The organism is Neorhizobium sp. BETTINA12A (genome assembly GCF_023006485.1).
GTDB lineage: Bacteria > Pseudomonadota > Alphaproteobacteria > Rhizobiales > Rhizobiaceae > Neorhizobium.
Genome location: NZ_JALBGW010000044.1, coordinates 1 through 16787, shown reverse-complemented (window position 1 = coordinate 16787; position 16787 = coordinate 1). Strand labels below are relative to the sequence as shown.

Here is a 16787-nt window from a genome sequence, read left to right as displayed (position 1 = left end):
GCGGTGACCGGGGCAATCGGCAAGCCTTATGCCGTTGCGGGATAAAGCCTGCCCAGCATGGTGCCGATCATTTCGACGCCAACGCGACTGCCGTGCTTGAAGATCGGCAGGTGGCGGCTGCCGCCGCGGCTCAGCTTACGCTTCACCACGAAACATTCCGATCCACGCGCGGAGAGCGCGTCGATATTGCCCAACGTATCCTCCAGTGCCGTCAGCACAGGGCCTTCCGGCTTGTGTCCCGCCTGGACCGCGTTGCGGGCGAAGATCCGCGCCCAATAGGTAGCGCCGAGGAAGATGCCGAGCGTCTGGCGAACCTGGCCCGGACGACTGACAACCGACCAGGTGGTGCCAAGCGGACGCGCGGCGAGCGTGACCTCGCGATATGAGGCGTCGAGCTTGTGAGAGAGCGCGATGATCTCAAAACCGCTTCGGCCCTCCCTGACTGCGGAAAGAAGCTCGCGAAGGCCATCGAACCAGCGCCCCAACGCGAGATCGAGGGTCGAGCGTGTTGAAGCCGGGAAAACGAGGAAGGCGACGATGGTTCCCGCTAGTGCGCCGATCAGCGTTTCCTCGATCCTGAGCTGCAGGAGGTCGAGGGTCAGCACGCCGGTCATGCCATAGATCAGGCAGAGCACGATCGAGATGAAGAAGGTCATCGCTGCATAGGAGATCTGCAGGCAATAGAAGCCGAGGAAGATGCAGAGCACTGCGATCGGCGCCGATACCAGCGGATAACCGCCGATCAGCGTTGCCAACACAAGCCCGGCCGCAATGCCGAGCAGCGTGCCGATCGAGCGCTGAAGGGCTCTGATCGCCGCGTCGCCGCGCGACTTGGTGTTTGTGAAGATCAGGAAGGCGGTCAGTACCGCCCAGAACCAACGGTCGCGCGACAGCATCAGGCCAAAGGCCATCGCCAGGCTCGACGCGATGGTGATCTGCACCGCGGATCGCATCACCGGGTTCTTGAGCGAGAAATCGATCTTTGCCGAGGCCGGCGAGGCAACGGCATCCTCGATGACCCGGAAACGGTCGCGCCGCCCTTCCTCGACGGCTTCCGTCAAGGCCGCCCTCGCCGTCTGCAGCCAGATTAGAGCGCGGGCATTCTCCGCCACCCGGTCGTCGCCGGCGACCGCCGGGCTGGCTGCGATCTTCTCGGCCATATCCCGGTCGCCCTCGATCAGGGCGTGAACGAGCAGGAAGGGCGGCAGCGCCTCGAAGGAGAGCACGATCACGCTTTCCGCGGCGAGATGCACGTCGAAGATCTTCATCGTGAGAGACGTGAGCGGCTCGTCTTCCGGATCGATCGTGCCATCGGCCGTGCGGGGAAGGAAACCCTCGGCCATCAGCACGACGTCCTTCAACCGCTCCTCGAGCTGCCGCAATTCGCGCCGATCTCCATCCGAGATGATCCCGCCGCTCGATAGAACCGCGAGCTTCATCAGGATATCGCCCACCCTGCCCTGGATCGCCACCAGTGACCGCAGAAGGTCGCGCCGCCAATCGTCCGGCAGGAGATAGGTGCGGACCAGATGGCCGATGACGACCGCGATCACCGGACCGATGGCCCCCAAAGGAAGATCGGAAAGGTTCGGCTTGAGATAGGCGCCCATGAAATAGGACGTAAACGCGAACATGCCGACAGCAAATCCGCGCGGCCCGTAGACGCGCCCGACGGTAGCGCCAGCGATGACCACCAGGAACATCGGATCGGAGATGTAGCGATAGTCTTCCAGTGCCGCGGCGAGCCCGACACAGAGCAAGCTGACGGCGCCGCCGATCAGCCGCGTCTTCAACTGGTCCGACGGCAGCCGGTCGCGGACAGCGACACCTCCTTCGATCGAGAGGATGATCGCAAGCCCGTAGGCGATCGTCGGCAGCGCCAGACCGGCCGTGTGGATGAGCGCTAGGCAGGCCACCGCGCCAATCACGGTCAGCGTCACCCGTCCTGCCATGCGCAGGCGCGACAGCGCCGGGTCGTTGGCGAGCAGCCAGTCTCGGATCTTTGCGGCAACCGTCATCAACCACCCCAGGCGGGTGCCGGCACCCGCTCCTGGCCGGCGAATATATCGCGTTGATAAAGTTTGGCGATACCGTGCATGGGGCTGAGGGCCACGATCGACAGATCGGCGGGCTGCCCGATCACCGGCACGGTTACTCGCCCTTGGCGATCGAATGCATCTCTTCGATCACCGAATCCCGCTCGCCGTCGGCGACGCGGTGGATGTCGTCGATGACAGGCTTGCCGGCTTCCTGGATGACGTCGAAATGCAGTTCGTTGACACTGTCCTTCACCGCGGCCTCATCGACGCAGGTCCACATCTTGAAGGTCACGGTAACGTCGGTCATGCCGTTGGCGCCCGGTGCCGAGGTGGTCTTGATTTCCTTCAACGGACAGCCGTCCTGCGACGAGGTGACCACATCGTAGCCGAAGGGATCGCCCGGCTGGTTGTTCTCCGTGTCATAGGCCGGGTGTTTGGCGGCTTCCGCATAGGCGCTCTGGAACTTCTTGCTGAACAGGCGCGACAACGGATCCGCATCGAAGATGTATTTCCATTCGCTGTCGACGGTGTTCCAGTTGTCCTCGGTGATCTTCATCACCTCTTTCACCGGATCGGTAACATCAGCCGCCGAAGCGAAGGTCGAGATGAATGAAAAGGCAAGGGCAAGCGGCAAGGTCCGCATAACATCAAATCCGGCTGTTGGAGAGCGATTTGGCCGGACATTAATCAGGCTTTGTGGTTTGGCAAGGGCAATCGTCCACAGGCCCGGACGCACCGCGATTTCTCGCGCGAAAAGCCGCATATGATGGCCTCAATGCCTTTGCGTTCCGGCCCGGCGATGTTATAGCGCACCCACTGGTGTCCACCCGTCGGGACCTTGAGGTCCCTTCTATGTCCAAGAGGAATTCCATGCAAAAGATCAAGGTAGCCAACCCGGTCGTCGATCTCGACGGCGACGAGATGACCCGCATCATCTGGCAGCTCATCAAGGACAAGCTGGTCCTTCCCTATCTCGATCTCGACATCGAATATTACGACCTCTCGGTCGAGAACCGCGACGCCACCAACGACCAGGTGACCATCGACGCCGCCAACGCCATCAAGAAGCACGGCGTTGGCATCAAGTGCGCGACGATCACGCCGGACGAAGCCCGCGTCAAGGAATTCAATCTCAAGGAAATGTGGAAGAGCCCGAACGGCACGATCCGCAACATCTTGGGCGGCGTCATCTTCCGCGAGCCGATCATCTGCAAGAACGTGCCGCGCCTGGTTCCGGGCTGGACCAAGCCGATCGTCGTCGGCCGCCACGCCTTCGGCGACCAGTACAAGGCGACCGACTTCAAGTTCCCGGGCAAGGGCACGCTATCGATCAAGTTCGTCGGCGAAGACGGCCAGGTGATCGAGAAGGAAGTGTTCAAGGCTCCGGGCGCCGGCGTGGCCATGGCGATGTACAACCTCGACGAATCGATCCGCGATTTCGCCCGCGCTTCGCTGAACTACGGCCTGATGCGCAAGTGGCCGGTCTATCTGTCGACCAAGAACACCATCCTCAAGGCCTATGACGGCCGCTTCAAGGATATCTTCGAGGAAGTCTTCAACGCTGAATTCAAGGAACAGTTCGACGCGCTGAAGATCACCTACGAACACCGCCTGATCGACGACATGGTCGCAGCGGCGCTGAAATGGTCCGGCGGCTACGTCTGGGCCTGCAAGAACTATGACGGCGACGTCCAGTCCGACATCGTTGCCCAGGGCTTCGGCTCGCTCGGCCTGATGACCTCGGTTCTGCTTTCGCCCGATGGCCGCACCGTCGAAGCGGAAGCTGCCCACGGCACCGTCACCCGTCATTACCGCCAGCACCAGAAGGGCCAGGAGACCTCGACGAACTCGATCGCCTCGATCTTCGCCTGGACACGTGGCCTCGCACATCGCGCCAAGCTCGACGACAATGCTGCCCTTGCAAAGTTCGCGGCCACGCTCGAAACCGTCTGCGTCGACACCGTCGAAGCCGGCTACATGACCAAGGACCTGGCGCTGCTCATCGGTCCGGATCAGCCGTGGCTCTCGACCACCGCCTTCCTCGACAAGGTGGACGAAAATCTCAAGGTGGCCATGGCTGCCTAAGTCCGAAAAATCGGCTAATCATTCCACGGCGGGGAGCAATCTCCGCCGTTTTCTTTTGTGAGGAAGTTTGCCATGACCGCCACGACGACACCTGCGATCATCCGTCCGCTCGAGCCAGCCGACCGCACCGCCTGGGAACCGCTCTGGGAAGCCTATCTGCGCTTCTACGAGACCGTGTTGCCGAAAGAGATGTACGATCTCACTTGGAGCCGGCTTCACGATTCCACCGAGCCGATGCATGCTCTCGGCGCATTCGACGAGACCGGCAAGATGATCGCTATCGCGCATGTCATCTTCCACCGATCCTGCTGGCTGCCCGAATCGACGTGTTATCTGCAGGACCTCTATGTCAAGAATACCCTACGCGGCCGCGGAACCGGCGCAGCCCTGATTGAAGCGGTGGCAGATCTGGCGCGCGCAAACGGAGCCGGGCGGCTCTACTGGCTCACTCAGGAGAGCAATGCCGCAGCGCGGCGGCTCTACGACCGCATCGCCCAAAACTCCGGCTTCATCCAGTACCGGAAGGCGCTCTAATTCGCCTTGGCACCTTGATTGAAAAGCAAGCTGCACCAAAACATAAACGTCACTGCCCGGAGGACCACATGTCAGATGAACTTGTGCTCTACACAAATCCGATGTCACGCGGCCGGATTGCCCGGTGGATGCTGGAGGAGGTCGGCATCCCCTATCGTACCGAAATCCTGCATTTCGGCACAACGATGAAGGGCGACGCCTACAGAAGCGTCAACCCAATGGGCAAAGTGCCGAGCCTCGCGCACGGCAAGATTGTCGTCACCGAATGCGCAGCGATCTGCGCCTACCTGGCGGATGTCTTTCCGCAGGCGGGTCTTGCGCCCGCCCCCTCCAAGCGAGCCGACTATTACCGCTGGATGTTCTTTGCGGCCGGTCCACTGGAAGCAGCCATCAGCAACCGCGTGCTCGGCTTCGAGGTGCCGAAGGAACGCGAGCGGATGGTCGGTTACGGCACCTATCAGGATGTCATGGATACGCTGGAAGCGGCCGTTCGGGCGAACGCCTATATCGCCGGCGACACGTTCAGCGCCGCGGATGTCTATGTCGGCTCGCAGCTCGGCTACGGACTGCGGTTCGGCACGATCGAAAAACGCGCAGCATTCGAACAGTATTTCGGACGACTTGCGTTACGCGAGGCTTATCAGCGGGCCAACGACAAGGACAATGCCGCGGCTGCCGAGCTGCAGAACGCGGGATAGGCTTTACGGATCAGCGGTCGACACCGCCCGGCGATCGCTTGGGCGACGGAGTGGGTATCGGCTTTGCGTTGCCGGCGTCGAAACGCAGCATCCATTCATTGCTCATGGAGCTGGCAAGGATCACCGGCCCGACAGGCGGCTTTACGGATTGCGTGCCAGTCGACTGGATGCTGGCCGAACGGACAGCCAAGGGATCCGGCCGCTCGATCGGAACCGGGACGTTCGTCGCGACCATCGGATCCGTGCCGGTCGACGGAATGGACGCAACGTCGAATTCCTTGGCCTGGATCAGACTGAACGGGTCGGGATTGCTCTGCACGAGTGCGAGCACGTATTCGTCTGCTGGTTTCGGCGGCGGCGTCTGCAGCTCCCCGTCCCTGTCGCGCTTCTCGTAGAAGGCGTTGCCGCCAGCGACCGTCACATAATGCATGTTCTGATAGGGGAAGCGTAAGCCGGCCGTGTGAAAAAACATGGCGTCCCTGACTTCCGGGTTCCGCTCGCCGCGAATGATCGCATCGACCGCGGCATCGAGTTCCGGAACCGTTTCGTCGTTGATCGGTCGCGTCAGGACACCCGGCGCAAACTGCTTTTCCTGAGCAACTATGCCGCAAATGCTGGGCGGATAGGCATCCGAAGTCAGCCTGTTCATGATCACGGTGCCGACCGCCATCAACCCTTCACGGCTCGACCGCTGCGACTCGAAATACATTGCCCGCTTCATGCAGTCACGATCGGCCGGCGTGTAGTGATAGACCTGTTTCCTGGAGACCGGTGCAGGCTTCACGGTCGTGCTCGCGGGTGAGATGGACGACGTCGTCTGCGCCGACGTGCATGCTGATAGAAGCATCATCCCAACCAGGCCTACTGCCGGCCGGAGAAGGGCCTTATCGCTCGCCGTCATTGAATATCCCCCCTGCGGTATAATTCCAAAAATCGCTACGGCGCGAAAAGGGATACCTCAAAAATTGATTCAGATCAAACGCCATAAGAGACAATCAAAACTGGGAGGAAAATCGTTCCGGTTGCAGGCCGGCCTAGCGGCAAGCCCCTTCGAACCGAGGCCTTGCCAGACGTGCCGAAACGACGTCTTACGACGGTCTTCCTAATGGAAAGTTGACTTCCCACCCTTCCGTTCACTGAGATTCGGCGTAGAGCAGTTCTGGAACCAAAAGCGTCCGGAGCTGGAATCCAAAGCCAGAAGCGATAGGGGCCGACGCCGCTCCGCCTCTATCGGCTTCCCTAGCTCCGCAGCCCCGGCGCCTCGTAACCGGTGCGTTCTACATATTCCGTATAACCGCCGTCATAGCGGTGGATGCCCTCGGGCGTCAGTTCGAGCACGCGATTCGACAGTTCGGCGAGGAAATGCCGGTCGTGGCTGACGAACAGCATCGTGCCTTCGTATTCCGACAGCGCCTTGATCAGCATTTCCTTGGTGTCGAGGTCCAGGTGGTTGGTCGGCTCGTCGAGGACGAGGAAATTCGGCGGGTCGAACAGCATGGCGGCCATCACCAGACGGGCCTTCTCTCCGCCGGACAACACCCGGCATTTCTTCTCGACATCGTCGCCTGAAAAGCCGAAGCAGCCGGAAAGTGCCCGCAGCGACCCCTGCCCCGCGCGCGGAAACTGTTCTTCCAGCCATTCGAAGACGGTCAGGTCGCCGTCGAGGAGATCCATGGCGTGCTGGGCGAAATAGCCCATCTTGACGCTGGCGCCGATCGAGACGCTGCCTTCGTCCGGCTCGGTCGAGCCCGTCACCAGCTTCAGCAGCGTCGATTTGCCGGCGCCGTTGATGCCCATGATGCACCAGCGCTCGCGCCGCTTCACCATGAAGTCGAGACCTTCGTAGATCGAGCGGCTACCGTATCGCTTGGCGACATTCCTGATGTTGACCACGTCTTCGCCGGAACGAGGCGCCGGCTGGAATTCGAAGGCGACCGCCTGGCGGCGTTTTGGCGGCTCGACACGCTCGATCTTGTCGAGCTTCTTGACCCGGCTCTGCACCTGGGCTGCATGACTGGCGCGCGCCTTGAAGCGCTCGATAAACTTGATCTCCTTGGCAAGCATCGCCTGCTGGCGCTCGAACTGCGCCTGCTGCTGCTTTTCGTTCTGAGCCCGCTGCTGCTCGTAGAAACCGTAGTCGCCGGAATAGGTGGTGAGCGATCCGCCGTCGATCTCGATGATCTTGGTGACGATTCGGTTCATGAACTCGCGGTCGTGCGAGGTCATCAGCAGCGCGCCGTCGTATCCTTTGAGAAACTGTTCGAGCCAGATCAGGCTTTCGAGGTCCAGATGGTTGCTCGGTTCGTCGAGCAGCATGACGTCCGGGCGCATCAGCAGGATGCGGGCGAGCGCCACGCGCATCTTCCAGCCGCCGGACAGCTTGCCGACATCGCCGTCCATCATCTCCTGCGTGAAGCTCAAGCCGGCGAGAACCTCGCGTGCGCGGCCTTCGAGACCGTAGCCGTCGAGCTCCTCATACCGCGCCTGCACCTCGCCGTAACGTTCGATGATCTGGTCCATCTCGTCGAGGCGGTCCGGATCGACCATCGCCGATTCGAGTTCATGCAGTTCGGCGGCCACGACGCTCACCGGACCGGCGCCATCCATCACTTCGGTGACGGCGCTGCGGCCGGCCATTTCGCCGACATCCTGGTTGAAATAACCGATCGTGACGTTCTTTTCGACGGAAACCTGCCCCTCGTCCGGCATTTCCGAGCCGGTGATCATCCGGAAGAGCGTCGTCTTGCCGGCCCCGTTCGGGCCGACGAGGCCGATCTTCTCGCCACGGTTCAGCGCCGCGGAGGCCTCGATGAAGAGGATGCGATGGCTGTTCGATTTGCTGATATTTTCAATGCGGATCATGGGCGGGCGGGCTCGAAAGGTTTCATTACAACAAAAAGCCGGGTCGTCGCCGACCCGGCTTTTCTACACAATCAATGCGAAGGTTATTCGGCGCTGTCTTCAGCAGCCTTCTTCTTCGGAGCAGCCTTCTTCTTCGGAGCGGCTTCTTCGCCTTCGGCGGCTTCATCAGCAGCTTCGGCCTTGGCAGCCTTCTTCGGAGCGGCCTTCTTCTTGGCCGGCTTTTCAGCGCTTTCCGAGCCTTCTTCGTCTTCAGCCATCAGCTCTTCCTTGGTCACGACCTTGTCGGTGACCTTGATCTCGGAGAGCAGCTTGTCGACGACCTTCTCTTCGAAGATCGGCGCGCGCAAGGAGGCGGAAGCGCCGGGGGTGTTGCGGAAGAAGTCGAGGATTTCCTTCTGCTGGCCCGGGAACTGCTGGAGCTGCGCATAAAGGGCGCGCTGCATTTCTTCCTCGGTCACTTCGACGCCGGCCTGTTCGCCGATTTCGGAGAGAACGAGGCCGAGACGAACGCGGCGCTCAGCCAGCTTGCGATACTCGACGCGTGCGTCTTCCTCGGTCGTCTCTTCGTCTTCGAAGGTCTTGCCGGACTGCTGCAGGTCGGTGTTGATCTGGCGCCAGATGTTTTCGAACTCGGCGTCGACGAGACCCTGCGGGGTGTCGAACTGGTACATGCCGTCGAGCTGATCAAGGATCTGACGCTTGACCTTCTGGCGGGTGACGCTGCCGTACTGGCTTTCGATCTGGCCGCGGACGATCTCCTTGAGGCGATCGACGGATTCGATGCCGAGCTTGGAGGCGAGTTCGTCGTTGATCTCGAGAGCGGCCGGAGCGGCGACTTCCTTGACGGTGACGTCGAAGGTGGCTTCCTTGCCAGCGAGGTTCGCAGCCGGATATTCGGCCGGGAAGGTCACGGTGATGGTCTTGTCTTCACCGGCCTTGACGCCGACCAGCTGGTCTTCGAAGCCTGGGATAAAGCGGCCGGAGCCGAGAACCAGTTCGGCATCTTCGGCGGTACCGCCGTCGAAGGCAACGCCATCGACCTTGCCGAGATAGTTCATGGTAACGCGGTCGCCATCGGCGGCCTTGCCACTCTTGGTTTCGAAGGTACGGGCGCTCTCGGCGATCTTCTCGATCTGCTCGTTGACTTCGTCTTCGGTGACTTCGACGACTTCACGAACGACGGAAAGGCCGTCGGTCGGCTGCAGCTCGATGTCCGGGATGACTTCGTAGGAGAGCGTGAATTCGAAATCGACCTCGGCGTTCAAGATCTTTTCGGCTTCGTTCTCATCCTCGGTCATGGCGACCGACGGCTGGGTCGCCGACTTCTCGCCGCGGTCGGTGAGAATCTCGGTCGGGCGTTCGCGGACGATCTCGTTGACGAGATCCGCCATGATCGACTTGCCGTACATCTTCTTCAGATGAGCGATCGGCACCTTGCCCGGACGGAAACCGTTGATGCGGACCTTGTCCTTGGCGTCGGCGAGGCGCACGTTCAGCTGCGCTTCCATATCCCGCTTGGGGATTACGACCTTGATTTCGCGCTTCAGCCCTTCAGCGAGCGTTTCGGTAACCTGCATTTTCATACCTTCATATCGTGGCGGCGGTGCTCAGACAGCCGTTGGTTTCAATGAGCACATCGCCGGAACTTTGAGAGACCGGCCGCGGCTTCAAGGAGCGCCGATCCTTTAGCCAGAACCGGCTCGGACCGCACTCCTGGCGGTTTTGATGCGGGGCGGTTCTGGTGCGGGTAGAGAGACTTGAACTCCCACGCCTTGCGGCACCAGAACCTAAATCTGGCGTGTCTACCAATTTCACCATACCCGCGCCCCAGCCGCGTCGAAAATCCTCGTCGCACAAGGCCTTCCGGAGCGCGCGTCTCTATATCACCCGTTTCGGCGCACGCAAAGGGAAAATGACGCTTTTTTGGCAGCTCCGAGAAACCGCAGTGGATAGGCGAATTTGCTCCCGCCGCACCCCGGTCGAACCAGCGATTATCGGGATATTTAACTTTTTATTAAATTCTAATGTGTACATTGGAATCAACGGCGATGTGAGCCATGCAATAACCGCATGCCATCCATACGGATATTGCACTGCACAATTTCGCTGCAATCTCATATTATGCAAATGCAGAGATTGATTGAAGGCTTCGGTCTCTCTGGCTTGGACGGCTTGGCGCCCGCCCTGAACGATGCAGATGCCCTCGGGAAGTTCCCGTGACAGGAATTCGAGCCGCGCACTCCTCCTCCCAGCGTGGGCTTGATGGGACTGGCGATCCTCCTCCTCCCAAGTCGCCAGTCGTTACAAATGACGCCCACCGGACCTCCTCCCCCGGTGGGCGTTATTTTTTGTCCTGCAGCATGCGATCTGCCTAAAACTCGCGCATCATTTCCTCACTTGTGCATGGTAAACGATCTCGTAATGCGCCAGATGCATAGGTGGCATTCCGAATAGGCGCTGTTACTTTTTGCAGCGCAGCATATATTGGCGGTCATGAGATTGAAGTCAGCGCCGAACGGGCTGCTGGCAAGGGCCTAGAAAGGGACAAGATCATGAACATCGCACAGAAGCTCACCACCTGGCGCAAGTACCGCGAAACCGTCAACGAGCTCGGCCGCATGAGCGACCGCGAGCTCAACGACCTCGGCATCGGCCGCGCCGACATCCGCCGCGTTGCACGGACTGCCGTCGGCTTCTAAGCCTCGCGCAGACATTGCTGCACCATCCAAAAGCGCCTCCTCCGGGAGGCGCTTTTCTTTTTGTTCATAGAAATTTCACACTTGAAGCATCTGCCTGATTTTTGGCCTCCGCCGTAAACTTCAGCAATCCCCTGCACATTTGCATGGCAGTCGCACATTTTTTGCACTGCACATTCTTATTATGCGGATGTATAAGACCCTCATCGCTGATGACGACAGAGCATCAGGAAAAATCTTGAGGAAACAACCATGAACCCGATCCGTATCGCCAAGAACTGGATCAGCTACCGCCGCACGATGAATGAGCTTGGAAATCTTTCGAGCCAGGCCCTCAGCGACATCGGTCTGACCCGCTACGACATCCGCCACATCGCGGCCCGCTCTTTCCGCTAATCCGCTTCTCGCAGGCGGACCCGCACGGCTCGAGGCCTTGCGGCGAGGATCAAGCGGTCCGAGAGGACATCCAAGGACGTATCAAAGGCACCTTTTCGGGTGCCTTTTTGATTCCGGTCCGGCAAATGGCGTGATAATGAGCCGGCCATGAGCAACATTTCTTCCTCCCCTACCTCTCCTGCCGCCATCCATGTCGTCGGCGGCGGCCTCGCGGGTTCCGAAACCGCCTGGCAGATCGCCTCGGCCGGCGTCCCGGTGATTCTCCACGAGATGCGCGGCGTGCGCGGCACCGATGCCCACAAGACGGACGGACTTGCCGAGCTTGTCTGCTCGAATTCCTTCCGCTCCGACGATGCGACCGCGAATGCCGTCGGCGTCATCCATGCGGAGATGCGGCTTGCCGGTTCACTGATCATGGCTTGTGCCGACAGACATCAGGTACCGGCCGGCGGGGCGCTTGCCGTCGATCGCGACGGATTTTCCGACGCGGTCACCGAAGCGATCGAAAAACACCCGCTCATCACCGTCGTGCGCGAGGAGATCCAAGGCCTGCCGCCAAAGGAATGGGATCTGGCGATCATTGCCACCGGCCCCCTGACCTCGCCGGCGCTGGCAGCCGCGATCCAGGCGGAGACAGGCGAGGACCAACTCGCCTTCTTCGACGCCATCGCACCGATCGTGCACCGTGATTCGATTGACATGGACATCTGCTGGTACCAGTCGCGCTACGACAAGGTCGGCCCCGGCGGTACCGGCAAGGACTATATCAACTGCCCGATGGACGAGGCTCAGTACAATGCCTTCGTCGACGCGCTGATCGCCGGTGATGCCATTGGCTTCAAGGAATGGGAAGGCACGCCCTATTTCGACGGCTGCCTGCCGATCGAGGTGATGGCCGAACGCGGCCGCGAAACGCTGCGTCATGGGCCGATGAAGCCGATGGGTCTCACCAATGCCCATAACCCGACGGTCAAGGCCTATGCGGTCGTGCAGCTCCGGCAGGACAATGCGCTCGGCACGCTCTACAACATGGTGGGCTTTCAGACGAAGCTGAAATACGGCGCCCAGGCGGACATTTTCCGGATGATTCCCGGCCTGCAGAATGCCGAATTCGCAAGGCTTGGCGGCCTGCACCGCAACACCTACATCCACTCGCCTGTTCTTCTCGACAGGAGCCTGACGCTGAAAAGCCGGCCGGGCCTGCGATTCGCCGGCCAGATCACCGGCTGCGAAGGGTATGTGGAAAGTGCGGCGATCGGACTTCTTGCCGGCCGTTTCGCGGCTGCCGAACGCAAGGGCGAAACGCTCCCCGCACCGCCTGCAACGACCGCTCTAGGTTCGCTGCTCGGCCATATAACCGGTGGGCATCTGGTTTCGGACGACGAGCCGGGCAAGCGCTCGTTCCAGCCGATGAACGTCAACTTCGGGCTGTTCCCGGAACTGGAGCCGGGATCGATCGTCAAGCCGGAGGGCGTCAAGCGCTTCCGCGGTAAGGACAAGACGGTGATGAAGCGGCAACTGCTCGCCGTCCGGGCGCTCCGGGATTGCGCTAGTTGGCTTGATCGGGGCTGATATCCCCGGTCGAGGGCTTCGGCTTTTCTTCCAGATCGCGATCGGCAACGCTGACATAGTTGTCGAGCAGCCAGAGGGCGACTTCGGCCGCCTCCTTTTCCGTGGAAAACAGGTAGGTGCCATTCTGTGTCGACGCGTCCAGGAATTCGACGGTGAAGCCCTTGGCGTTCGGCAATGGGGTGACGCGAACCCTGCCCGGCTCGATCAAAAAGCAGGCGTAATGGTTGCGGTGGCTGCGCATGAAGCCGGCCTTGTTGTCGTGCAGGCGTACGAAGATCGCTTCGCCATTGGCCGTCACATGCAGGCTACGGATCGCTTCGTTGGGAAAGGCGCGGCCGAATTCGAGAATGGCCATGCCTGTATCGTGCAGGTTGCCGTCCTTGTCCCGGTCCTTGCCCGACATCCGCGTGATGTAATAGGCGAGCGCCATGAGGAGCACGAAGATGATGGACCAGACGACAACGGGGCTCACACCGCTTCTCCTTATGATGGCGCCGGATTTCTAGTCTCGTCCCATAGCGCGCGAGCCTTGCGCGAATTTGACGTCCATCAAAAGCGCCTGGTGACCGAGGCCTTCAAGAGCCGCAATTGCCGCCGCCACTGCGGAAGTTGCAGCGCCGTATCGAACACCGAGGCACCGGCGCGCGCCGCGCGGCGCAGCACTGGTTCGGCAAGCGCTACCGGCAGATAGGCCGGAAAGACGGCGGACGGGACGGTTCCCGACTTTCTGGCCTTGGCCAGATGTTCCAATCCAAGGCCGGCAAAGGCCTCGATCGCGACGGAAATGCGCGACCTATCCTCGCCGCGCAGGAATGTATCACGGTCGAGCCCGGTCGCCGAGAGGATATCGAGCGGCAGATAAAGTTGATGACGGCGTCGATGGATGGGCATCAGCAGCAGGAAACCGGCGATCGACTGGGCGACACCCGCGTGTCCTGCCGCCTCCGCAGATTTTGCCGCATCGGTGGGAGAGAGAATCAGGCTCGCGAGCTGGATTACCGCCGAAGCGGTCTCGCCGGCATATCCTTCGAGTGCATTCCGGTCGGTCAACGGATCGTCGTAGAGATCGAAGATGCGCGCCTCGATCATGTCGACGAGCGTCTGGCGCGGCAGGCGATAGGTCTCGATCGCCTCAAGCAGACCGGCGGCGATGGGGTTGCCGGTGCTGTCGCCATGAGCGCTGCCTTCGAGGAGGTCGCGCCACCATTGCAGGCGGATTTCGCCGGGAAGCGGTTCACGCACCACGTCGCGGACGCGGCCGATCTCGGCGTTGAAGGCATAAAGGGCCGCAAGTGGGCCGCGCTTGTCTTCCGGCGACAGGAGGCAGGCGAGATAACGGTCGCGGTCCGTATCCCTAAGCGTTGCGAGGCAGATATCGCCGTTCTGTCTGGCTGGATCGGCCATCTGTCAGACGGCAATCAAAGCCGCGGCGACGGCGCGCGATTCGGCGAGCATGATGTTGAACGTGCGCACGGCGGCACCGGTGCTCATCGGATCGGAGGCGATGCCCTTGGCTTTCAACGCTGCCTTCACATCCGCCGGAATGGGCTTGAGGTTGGCGCCCATACCGACAAGCAACACTTCGATCTCGTTTGATTCGGCGAGCACCTTCATCAGAGAAGCGACCGTCAGCGGCTCACCTTCCTGCAATTCCCAGCCGTGGACACCCGAGGGAAGGCAGAGCAGCGAGCCGCGATGCGACATGTCTGCAAAACGGAAACCGCCATTGCCATAAGCGTCGATCGGAGCACGACCGGGAAAATGGGCGTCGCGGATTTCGATGCCTTTCGCCATGGGCCGCATGCTTTCTCGAAAAGGTTACGAGCCGGATGATGGCCCGGCTCTTTGGATCCAAGGCCCTGCAGCAGACAGGGCCTTTACATCGGCGATAACGTTCAGGAAGCCGTTCCGGTCTTCGCCGGTTCGGTCTTGACCGGCTCGCCCTTGACGCGGACTTCGGCAATATAGGCGCGCATGGCACGGATCTTCACGCCTTCGGCGATTTCGACTTCCACTTCGGCGTCGTCGATAACCTTGGTCACCTTGCCGGTGATGCCGCCGCCGAGAACGACCTGGTCGCCGCGGCGGACGTTGGACAGCGTTTCCTGGCGCTTCTTGGCAGTGGCGCGCTGCGGACGGATCAGAAAGAAATACCAGACCACCATCAGAGGCGCGAAGAGGAAGAGCATCTCAAGGCCGGAGCCGAACGCGGAAGCTCCCGGTGCTGCGGCTGGGGCCTGGGCGAATGCTTCGGTAATGAACATCGAAAACTCCTAAGATTACCGGAGGCCCCGGGCCCCCGTTTCAAGCCGCCGGAATATAGTTGCGATAGGCCGGAATGCAACAGAAACACGCCGGCCGGCGTACCGAATTCGCGGCTCTCAGGCTTTTGATGCACCAACGAGCATGTTACCGCAGCGAAAAGGCTCAAAAACTGCCGATACGACCGGAGAAACACCATGAGCGACGACTTCAACACCCTGATCCTGACTGAGGTCCGCAGGCTTGCGGATGCGCTGGAACGGCTTGCCGGCCCTCCGCCCGCCGTCAACGACTGGAACGCCGCCGACTGCTTCGTCTGGATCCCGGCAAACCAGCGCCTGCAGCCGGTGCCGCGTCCGAACCGGGTCGCCCTGACGCTGATCCGCGGCGTCGACCACGTGCGTGACATTCTTCACGAAAACACTCTGCGGTTCGCGGAAGGCTTTGCCGCCAACAACGTGCTGCTGTGGGGCGCTCGCGGCATGGGCAAATCGTCGCTGGTCAAAGCCGTGCACGAGGACGTGCGCGCAGCGACCGGGATCTCGCTGAAACTCGTCGAGGTGCATCGCGAGGATATCGCCTCGCTCCCAGCCCTGCTCGATATCCTCGAGGCTTCCGGCCAGCGCGTCATCGTTTTCTGCGACGACCTCTCCTTCGACCACGACGACACCGCCTACAAGTCGCTGAAGGCGGCACTCGACGGCGGAATCGAAGGCCGGCCGGACAATGTTCTGTTCTATGCGACCTCCAACCGCCGCCATCTCCTGCCGCGCCACATGATGGAGAACGAGCAGTCGACGGCGATCAATCCGTCCGAGGCAGTCGAAGAAAAGGTGTCGCTGTCGGATCGTTTCGGCCTGTGGCTCGGTTTCCACAAATGCAGCCAGGACGACTATCTGAAGATGATCGACGGTTATGCCGAACATTTCGAGCTCGGCCTCGGCCAGGAGACCCTGCATCACGAGGCGCTCGAATGGGCGACCACTCGCGGCGGGCGCTCGGGCCGTGTCGCCTGGCAATATATCCAGGATCTTGCCGGGCGGCTGCGGAAACCGCTTTCCCGAGATTGAAACCTGAAAAAGCACTGAGAACGCAAAAAGCCCGGCACTGCCGGGCTTTTCTCCGTCCCCTGAAACGCACTACTTATTCAAGGAAGGTAATCGGGTTGACCGGGGTCGCGTCCTTGCGGACTTCGAAGTGGACCTGCGGGCGCTTGGCGTCGCCGCTCATGCCGGAGGCGGCGACCGTCTGGCCGCGGGTGATCTTCTGCCCGCGTGTGACGTTGATGCTGCCGGCGTGGCCGTAAACGGTGACCTTGCCATCGTCATGACGGACGAGAACCGTGTTGCCGAGCTGCTTCAGGCCGTTGCCGGCATAGATGACCACGCCGTTTTCGGCAGCCTTGATCGGGGTGCCTTCCGGAACCGAGATGTCGATGCCGTCATTGCGGTTGCCGTCGACGTTCTGGCCGTAGCCGGCGATGACCGCACCATTGACCGGCCAGCGATACTTGCCGATGCCGGTGGACTGCGGTGCCACGGAGGCGGTGTCCGACTTCTTCTCGACGTCGGCGACGGAGGCGCCATCGACCGCGGCCTTGGCAGCGGCAGGCGCCACAGCAACCTGAGCGACCTGGGCCGTGG

Annotated in this window: 17 protein-coding genes and 1 tRNA gene; 7 read left to right on the top strand and 11 right to left on the bottom strand. The window is 61.1% G+C overall.

Annotated features, from left to right (window positions below):
- Positions 1–26 precede the first annotated feature (26 nt).
- Both MOV61_RS13675 and MOV61_RS13670 read right to left on the bottom strand, forming a co-directional pair.
- Positions 27–2018, bottom strand: a complete 1992-nt coding sequence (locus MOV61_RS13675; RefSeq protein ID WP_247136941.1) for an FUSC family protein — start codon at positions 2016–2018, stop codon at positions 27–29.
- A 133-nt stretch (positions 2019–2151) separates the two neighbouring features.
- Entirely contained in the window at positions 2152–2682 is a 531-nt protein-coding gene (locus tag MOV61_RS13670) for a hypothetical protein (protein WP_247136940.1), read from the bottom strand.
- A 227-nt stretch (positions 2683–2909) separates the two neighbouring features.
- On the opposite strand from MOV61_RS13670, the gene MOV61_RS13665 reads away from it, so the two are divergent.
- The 3 genes from MOV61_RS13665 (at position 2910) to MOV61_RS13655 (ending at position 5356) form a co-directional block, all read left to right on the top strand.
- Positions 2910–4124 carry an NADP-dependent isocitrate dehydrogenase gene (locus tag MOV61_RS13665; RefSeq protein ID WP_038542422.1) on the top strand — a complete coding sequence of 405 codons (1215 nt, stop codon included), beginning with the start codon at positions 2910–2912 and terminating at the stop codon, positions 4122–4124.
- 72 nt (positions 4125–4196) lie between these two features.
- The gene (locus MOV61_RS13660) at positions 4197–4658 is read left to right on the top strand and encodes a GNAT family N-acetyltransferase (RefSeq protein ID WP_247136939.1); all 462 of its coding nucleotides are present in this window, start codon (positions 4197–4199) and stop codon (positions 4656–4658) included.
- Positions 4659–4726: 68 nt separating this feature from the next.
- A complete protein-coding gene (locus tag MOV61_RS13655; RefSeq protein WP_247136938.1) occupies positions 4727–5356 on the top strand; it encodes a glutathione S-transferase family protein in 630 nt (209 codons plus the stop codon).
- A 10-nt stretch (positions 5357–5366) separates the two neighbouring features.
- Here MOV61_RS13655 and MOV61_RS13650 read toward each other — a convergent pair whose 3' ends face one another.
- From MOV61_RS13650 to MOV61_RS13635, 4 genes are all read right to left on the bottom strand, one after another.
- Complete coding sequence (locus MOV61_RS13650; protein WP_244447495.1) at positions 5367–6140, bottom strand: cell wall hydrolase; 774 nt, start codon at positions 6138–6140, stop codon at positions 5367–5369.
- Between the two features lie 455 nt (positions 6141–6595).
- The gene (locus tag MOV61_RS13645; RefSeq protein ID WP_247136937.1) at positions 6596–8218 is read right to left on the bottom strand and encodes an ABC-F family ATP-binding cassette domain-containing protein; all 1623 of its coding nucleotides are present in this window, start codon (positions 8216–8218) and stop codon (positions 6596–6598) included.
- A gap of 83 nt (positions 8219–8301) precedes the next feature.
- On the bottom strand, positions 8302–9795 hold the full coding sequence (gene tig / locus MOV61_RS13640) for a trigger factor (RefSeq protein WP_247136936.1): 1494 nt from the start codon (positions 9793–9795) through the stop codon (positions 8302–8304).
- Positions 9796–9957: 162 nt separating this feature from the next.
- Positions 9958–10042 (bottom strand) — tRNA-Leu (locus tag MOV61_RS13635).
- A 728-nt stretch (positions 10043–10770) separates the two neighbouring features.
- On the opposite strand from MOV61_RS13635, the gene MOV61_RS13630 reads away from it, so the two are divergent.
- The 3 genes from MOV61_RS13630 (at position 10771) to trmFO (ending at position 12882) form a co-directional block, all read left to right on the top strand.
- Positions 10771–10917, top strand: coding sequence for a DUF1127 domain-containing protein (locus MOV61_RS13630; RefSeq protein WP_065814773.1), 147 nt, complete (start codon positions 10771–10773; stop codon positions 10915–10917).
- A gap of 249 nt (positions 10918–11166) precedes the next feature.
- Complete coding sequence (locus MOV61_RS30590; RefSeq protein ID WP_007762204.1) at positions 11167–11310, top strand: DUF1127 domain-containing protein; 144 nt, start codon at positions 11167–11169, stop codon at positions 11308–11310.
- 147 nt (positions 11311–11457) lie between these two features.
- Positions 11458–12882, top strand: a complete 1425-nt coding sequence (trmFO, locus tag MOV61_RS13620) for a methylenetetrahydrofolate--tRNA-(uracil(54)-C(5))-methyltransferase (FADH(2)-oxidizing) TrmFO (RefSeq protein WP_247136935.1) — start codon at positions 11458–11460, stop codon at positions 12880–12882.
- Here trmFO and MOV61_RS13615 read toward each other — a convergent pair.
- The 4 genes from MOV61_RS13615 to yajC all read right to left on the bottom strand — a co-directional run bounded on the left by MOV61_RS13615 (position 12860) and on the right by yajC (position 15146).
- A complete protein-coding gene (locus MOV61_RS13615) occupies positions 12860–13312 on the bottom strand; it encodes a hypothetical protein (RefSeq protein WP_051900094.1) in 453 nt (150 codons plus the stop codon). The two genes, trmFO and MOV61_RS13615, sit on opposite strands and share 23 nt — an antisense overlap.
- Positions 13313–13431: 119 nt before the next feature.
- Entirely contained in the window at positions 13432–14286 is an 855-nt protein-coding gene (locus MOV61_RS13610) for a phytoene/squalene synthase family protein (RefSeq protein WP_247136934.1), read from the bottom strand.
- Positions 14287–14289: 3 nt separating this feature from the next.
- Positions 14290–14676 (bottom strand): Mth938-like domain-containing protein, encoded by a 387-nt coding sequence (locus tag MOV61_RS13605; RefSeq protein ID WP_247136933.1) that lies wholly within the window; start codon positions 14674–14676, stop codon positions 14290–14292.
- A 101-nt stretch (positions 14677–14777) separates the two neighbouring features.
- Positions 14778–15146: a preprotein translocase subunit YajC gene (yajC, locus tag MOV61_RS13600; protein WP_038542405.1), complete on the bottom strand. Its 369-nt coding sequence runs from the start codon at positions 15144–15146 to the stop codon at positions 14778–14780.
- Between the two features lie 195 nt (positions 15147–15341).
- Here yajC and MOV61_RS13595 point away from each other — a divergent pair, with 195 nt between their 5' ends.
- Positions 15342–16214 (top strand): ATP-binding protein, encoded by an 873-nt coding sequence (locus tag MOV61_RS13595; RefSeq protein WP_247136932.1) that lies wholly within the window; start codon positions 15342–15344, stop codon positions 16212–16214.
- Between the two features lie 73 nt (positions 16215–16287).
- Here the strand turns inward: MOV61_RS13595 and MOV61_RS13590 are convergent.
- A partial coding sequence (locus MOV61_RS13590; protein WP_247136931.1) for a M23 family metallopeptidase occupies positions 16288–16787 on the bottom strand: 500 nt, incomplete at its 5' end.

Coding starts and splice junctions, on each gene's coding strand:
- MOV61_RS13675 (WP_247136941.1), bottom strand. CDS start 2,018: ATGACGGTTGCCGCAAAGATCCGAGACTGGCTGCTCGCCAACGACCCG.
- MOV61_RS13670 (WP_247136940.1), bottom strand. CDS start 2,682: ATGCGGACCTTGCCGCTTGCCCTTGCCTTTTCATTCATCTCGACCTTC.
- MOV61_RS13665 (WP_038542422.1), top strand. CDS start 2,910: ATGCAAAAGATCAAGGTAGCCAACCCGGTCGTCGATCTCGACGGCGAC.
- MOV61_RS13660 (WP_247136939.1), top strand. CDS start 4,197: ATGACCGCCACGACGACACCTGCGATCATCCGTCCGCTCGAGCCAGCC.
- MOV61_RS13655 (WP_247136938.1), top strand. CDS start 4,727: ATGTCAGATGAACTTGTGCTCTACACAAATCCGATGTCACGCGGCCGG.
- MOV61_RS13645 (WP_247136937.1), bottom strand. CDS start 8,218: ATGATCCGCATTGAAAATATCAGCAAATCGAACAGCCATCGCATCCTC.
- tig (WP_247136936.1), bottom strand. CDS start 9,795: ATGCAGGTTACCGAAACGCTCGCTGAAGGGCTGAAGCGCGAAATCAAG.
- MOV61_RS13630 (WP_065814773.1), top strand. CDS start 10,771: ATGAACATCGCACAGAAGCTCACCACCTGGCGCAAGTACCGCGAAACC.
- MOV61_RS30590 (WP_007762204.1), top strand. CDS start 11,167: ATGAACCCGATCCGTATCGCCAAGAACTGGATCAGCTACCGCCGCACG.
- trmFO (WP_247136935.1), top strand. CDS start 11,458: ATGAGCAACATTTCTTCCTCCCCTACCTCTCCTGCCGCCATCCATGTC.
- MOV61_RS13615 (WP_051900094.1), bottom strand. CDS start 13,312: ATGGCGCTCGCCTATTACATCACGCGGATGTCGGGCAAGGACCGGGAC.
- MOV61_RS13610 (WP_247136934.1), bottom strand. CDS start 14,286: ATGGCCGATCCAGCCAGACAGAACGGCGATATCTGCCTCGCAACGCTT.
- MOV61_RS13605 (WP_247136933.1), bottom strand. CDS start 14,676: ATGGCGAAAGGCATCGAAATCCGCGACGCCCATTTTCCCGGTCGTGCT.
- yajC (WP_038542405.1), bottom strand. CDS start 15,146: ATGTTCATTACCGAAGCATTCGCCCAGGCCCCAGCCGCAGCACCGGGA.
- MOV61_RS13595 (WP_247136932.1), top strand. CDS start 15,342: ATGAGCGACGACTTCAACACCCTGATCCTGACTGAGGTCCGCAGGCTT.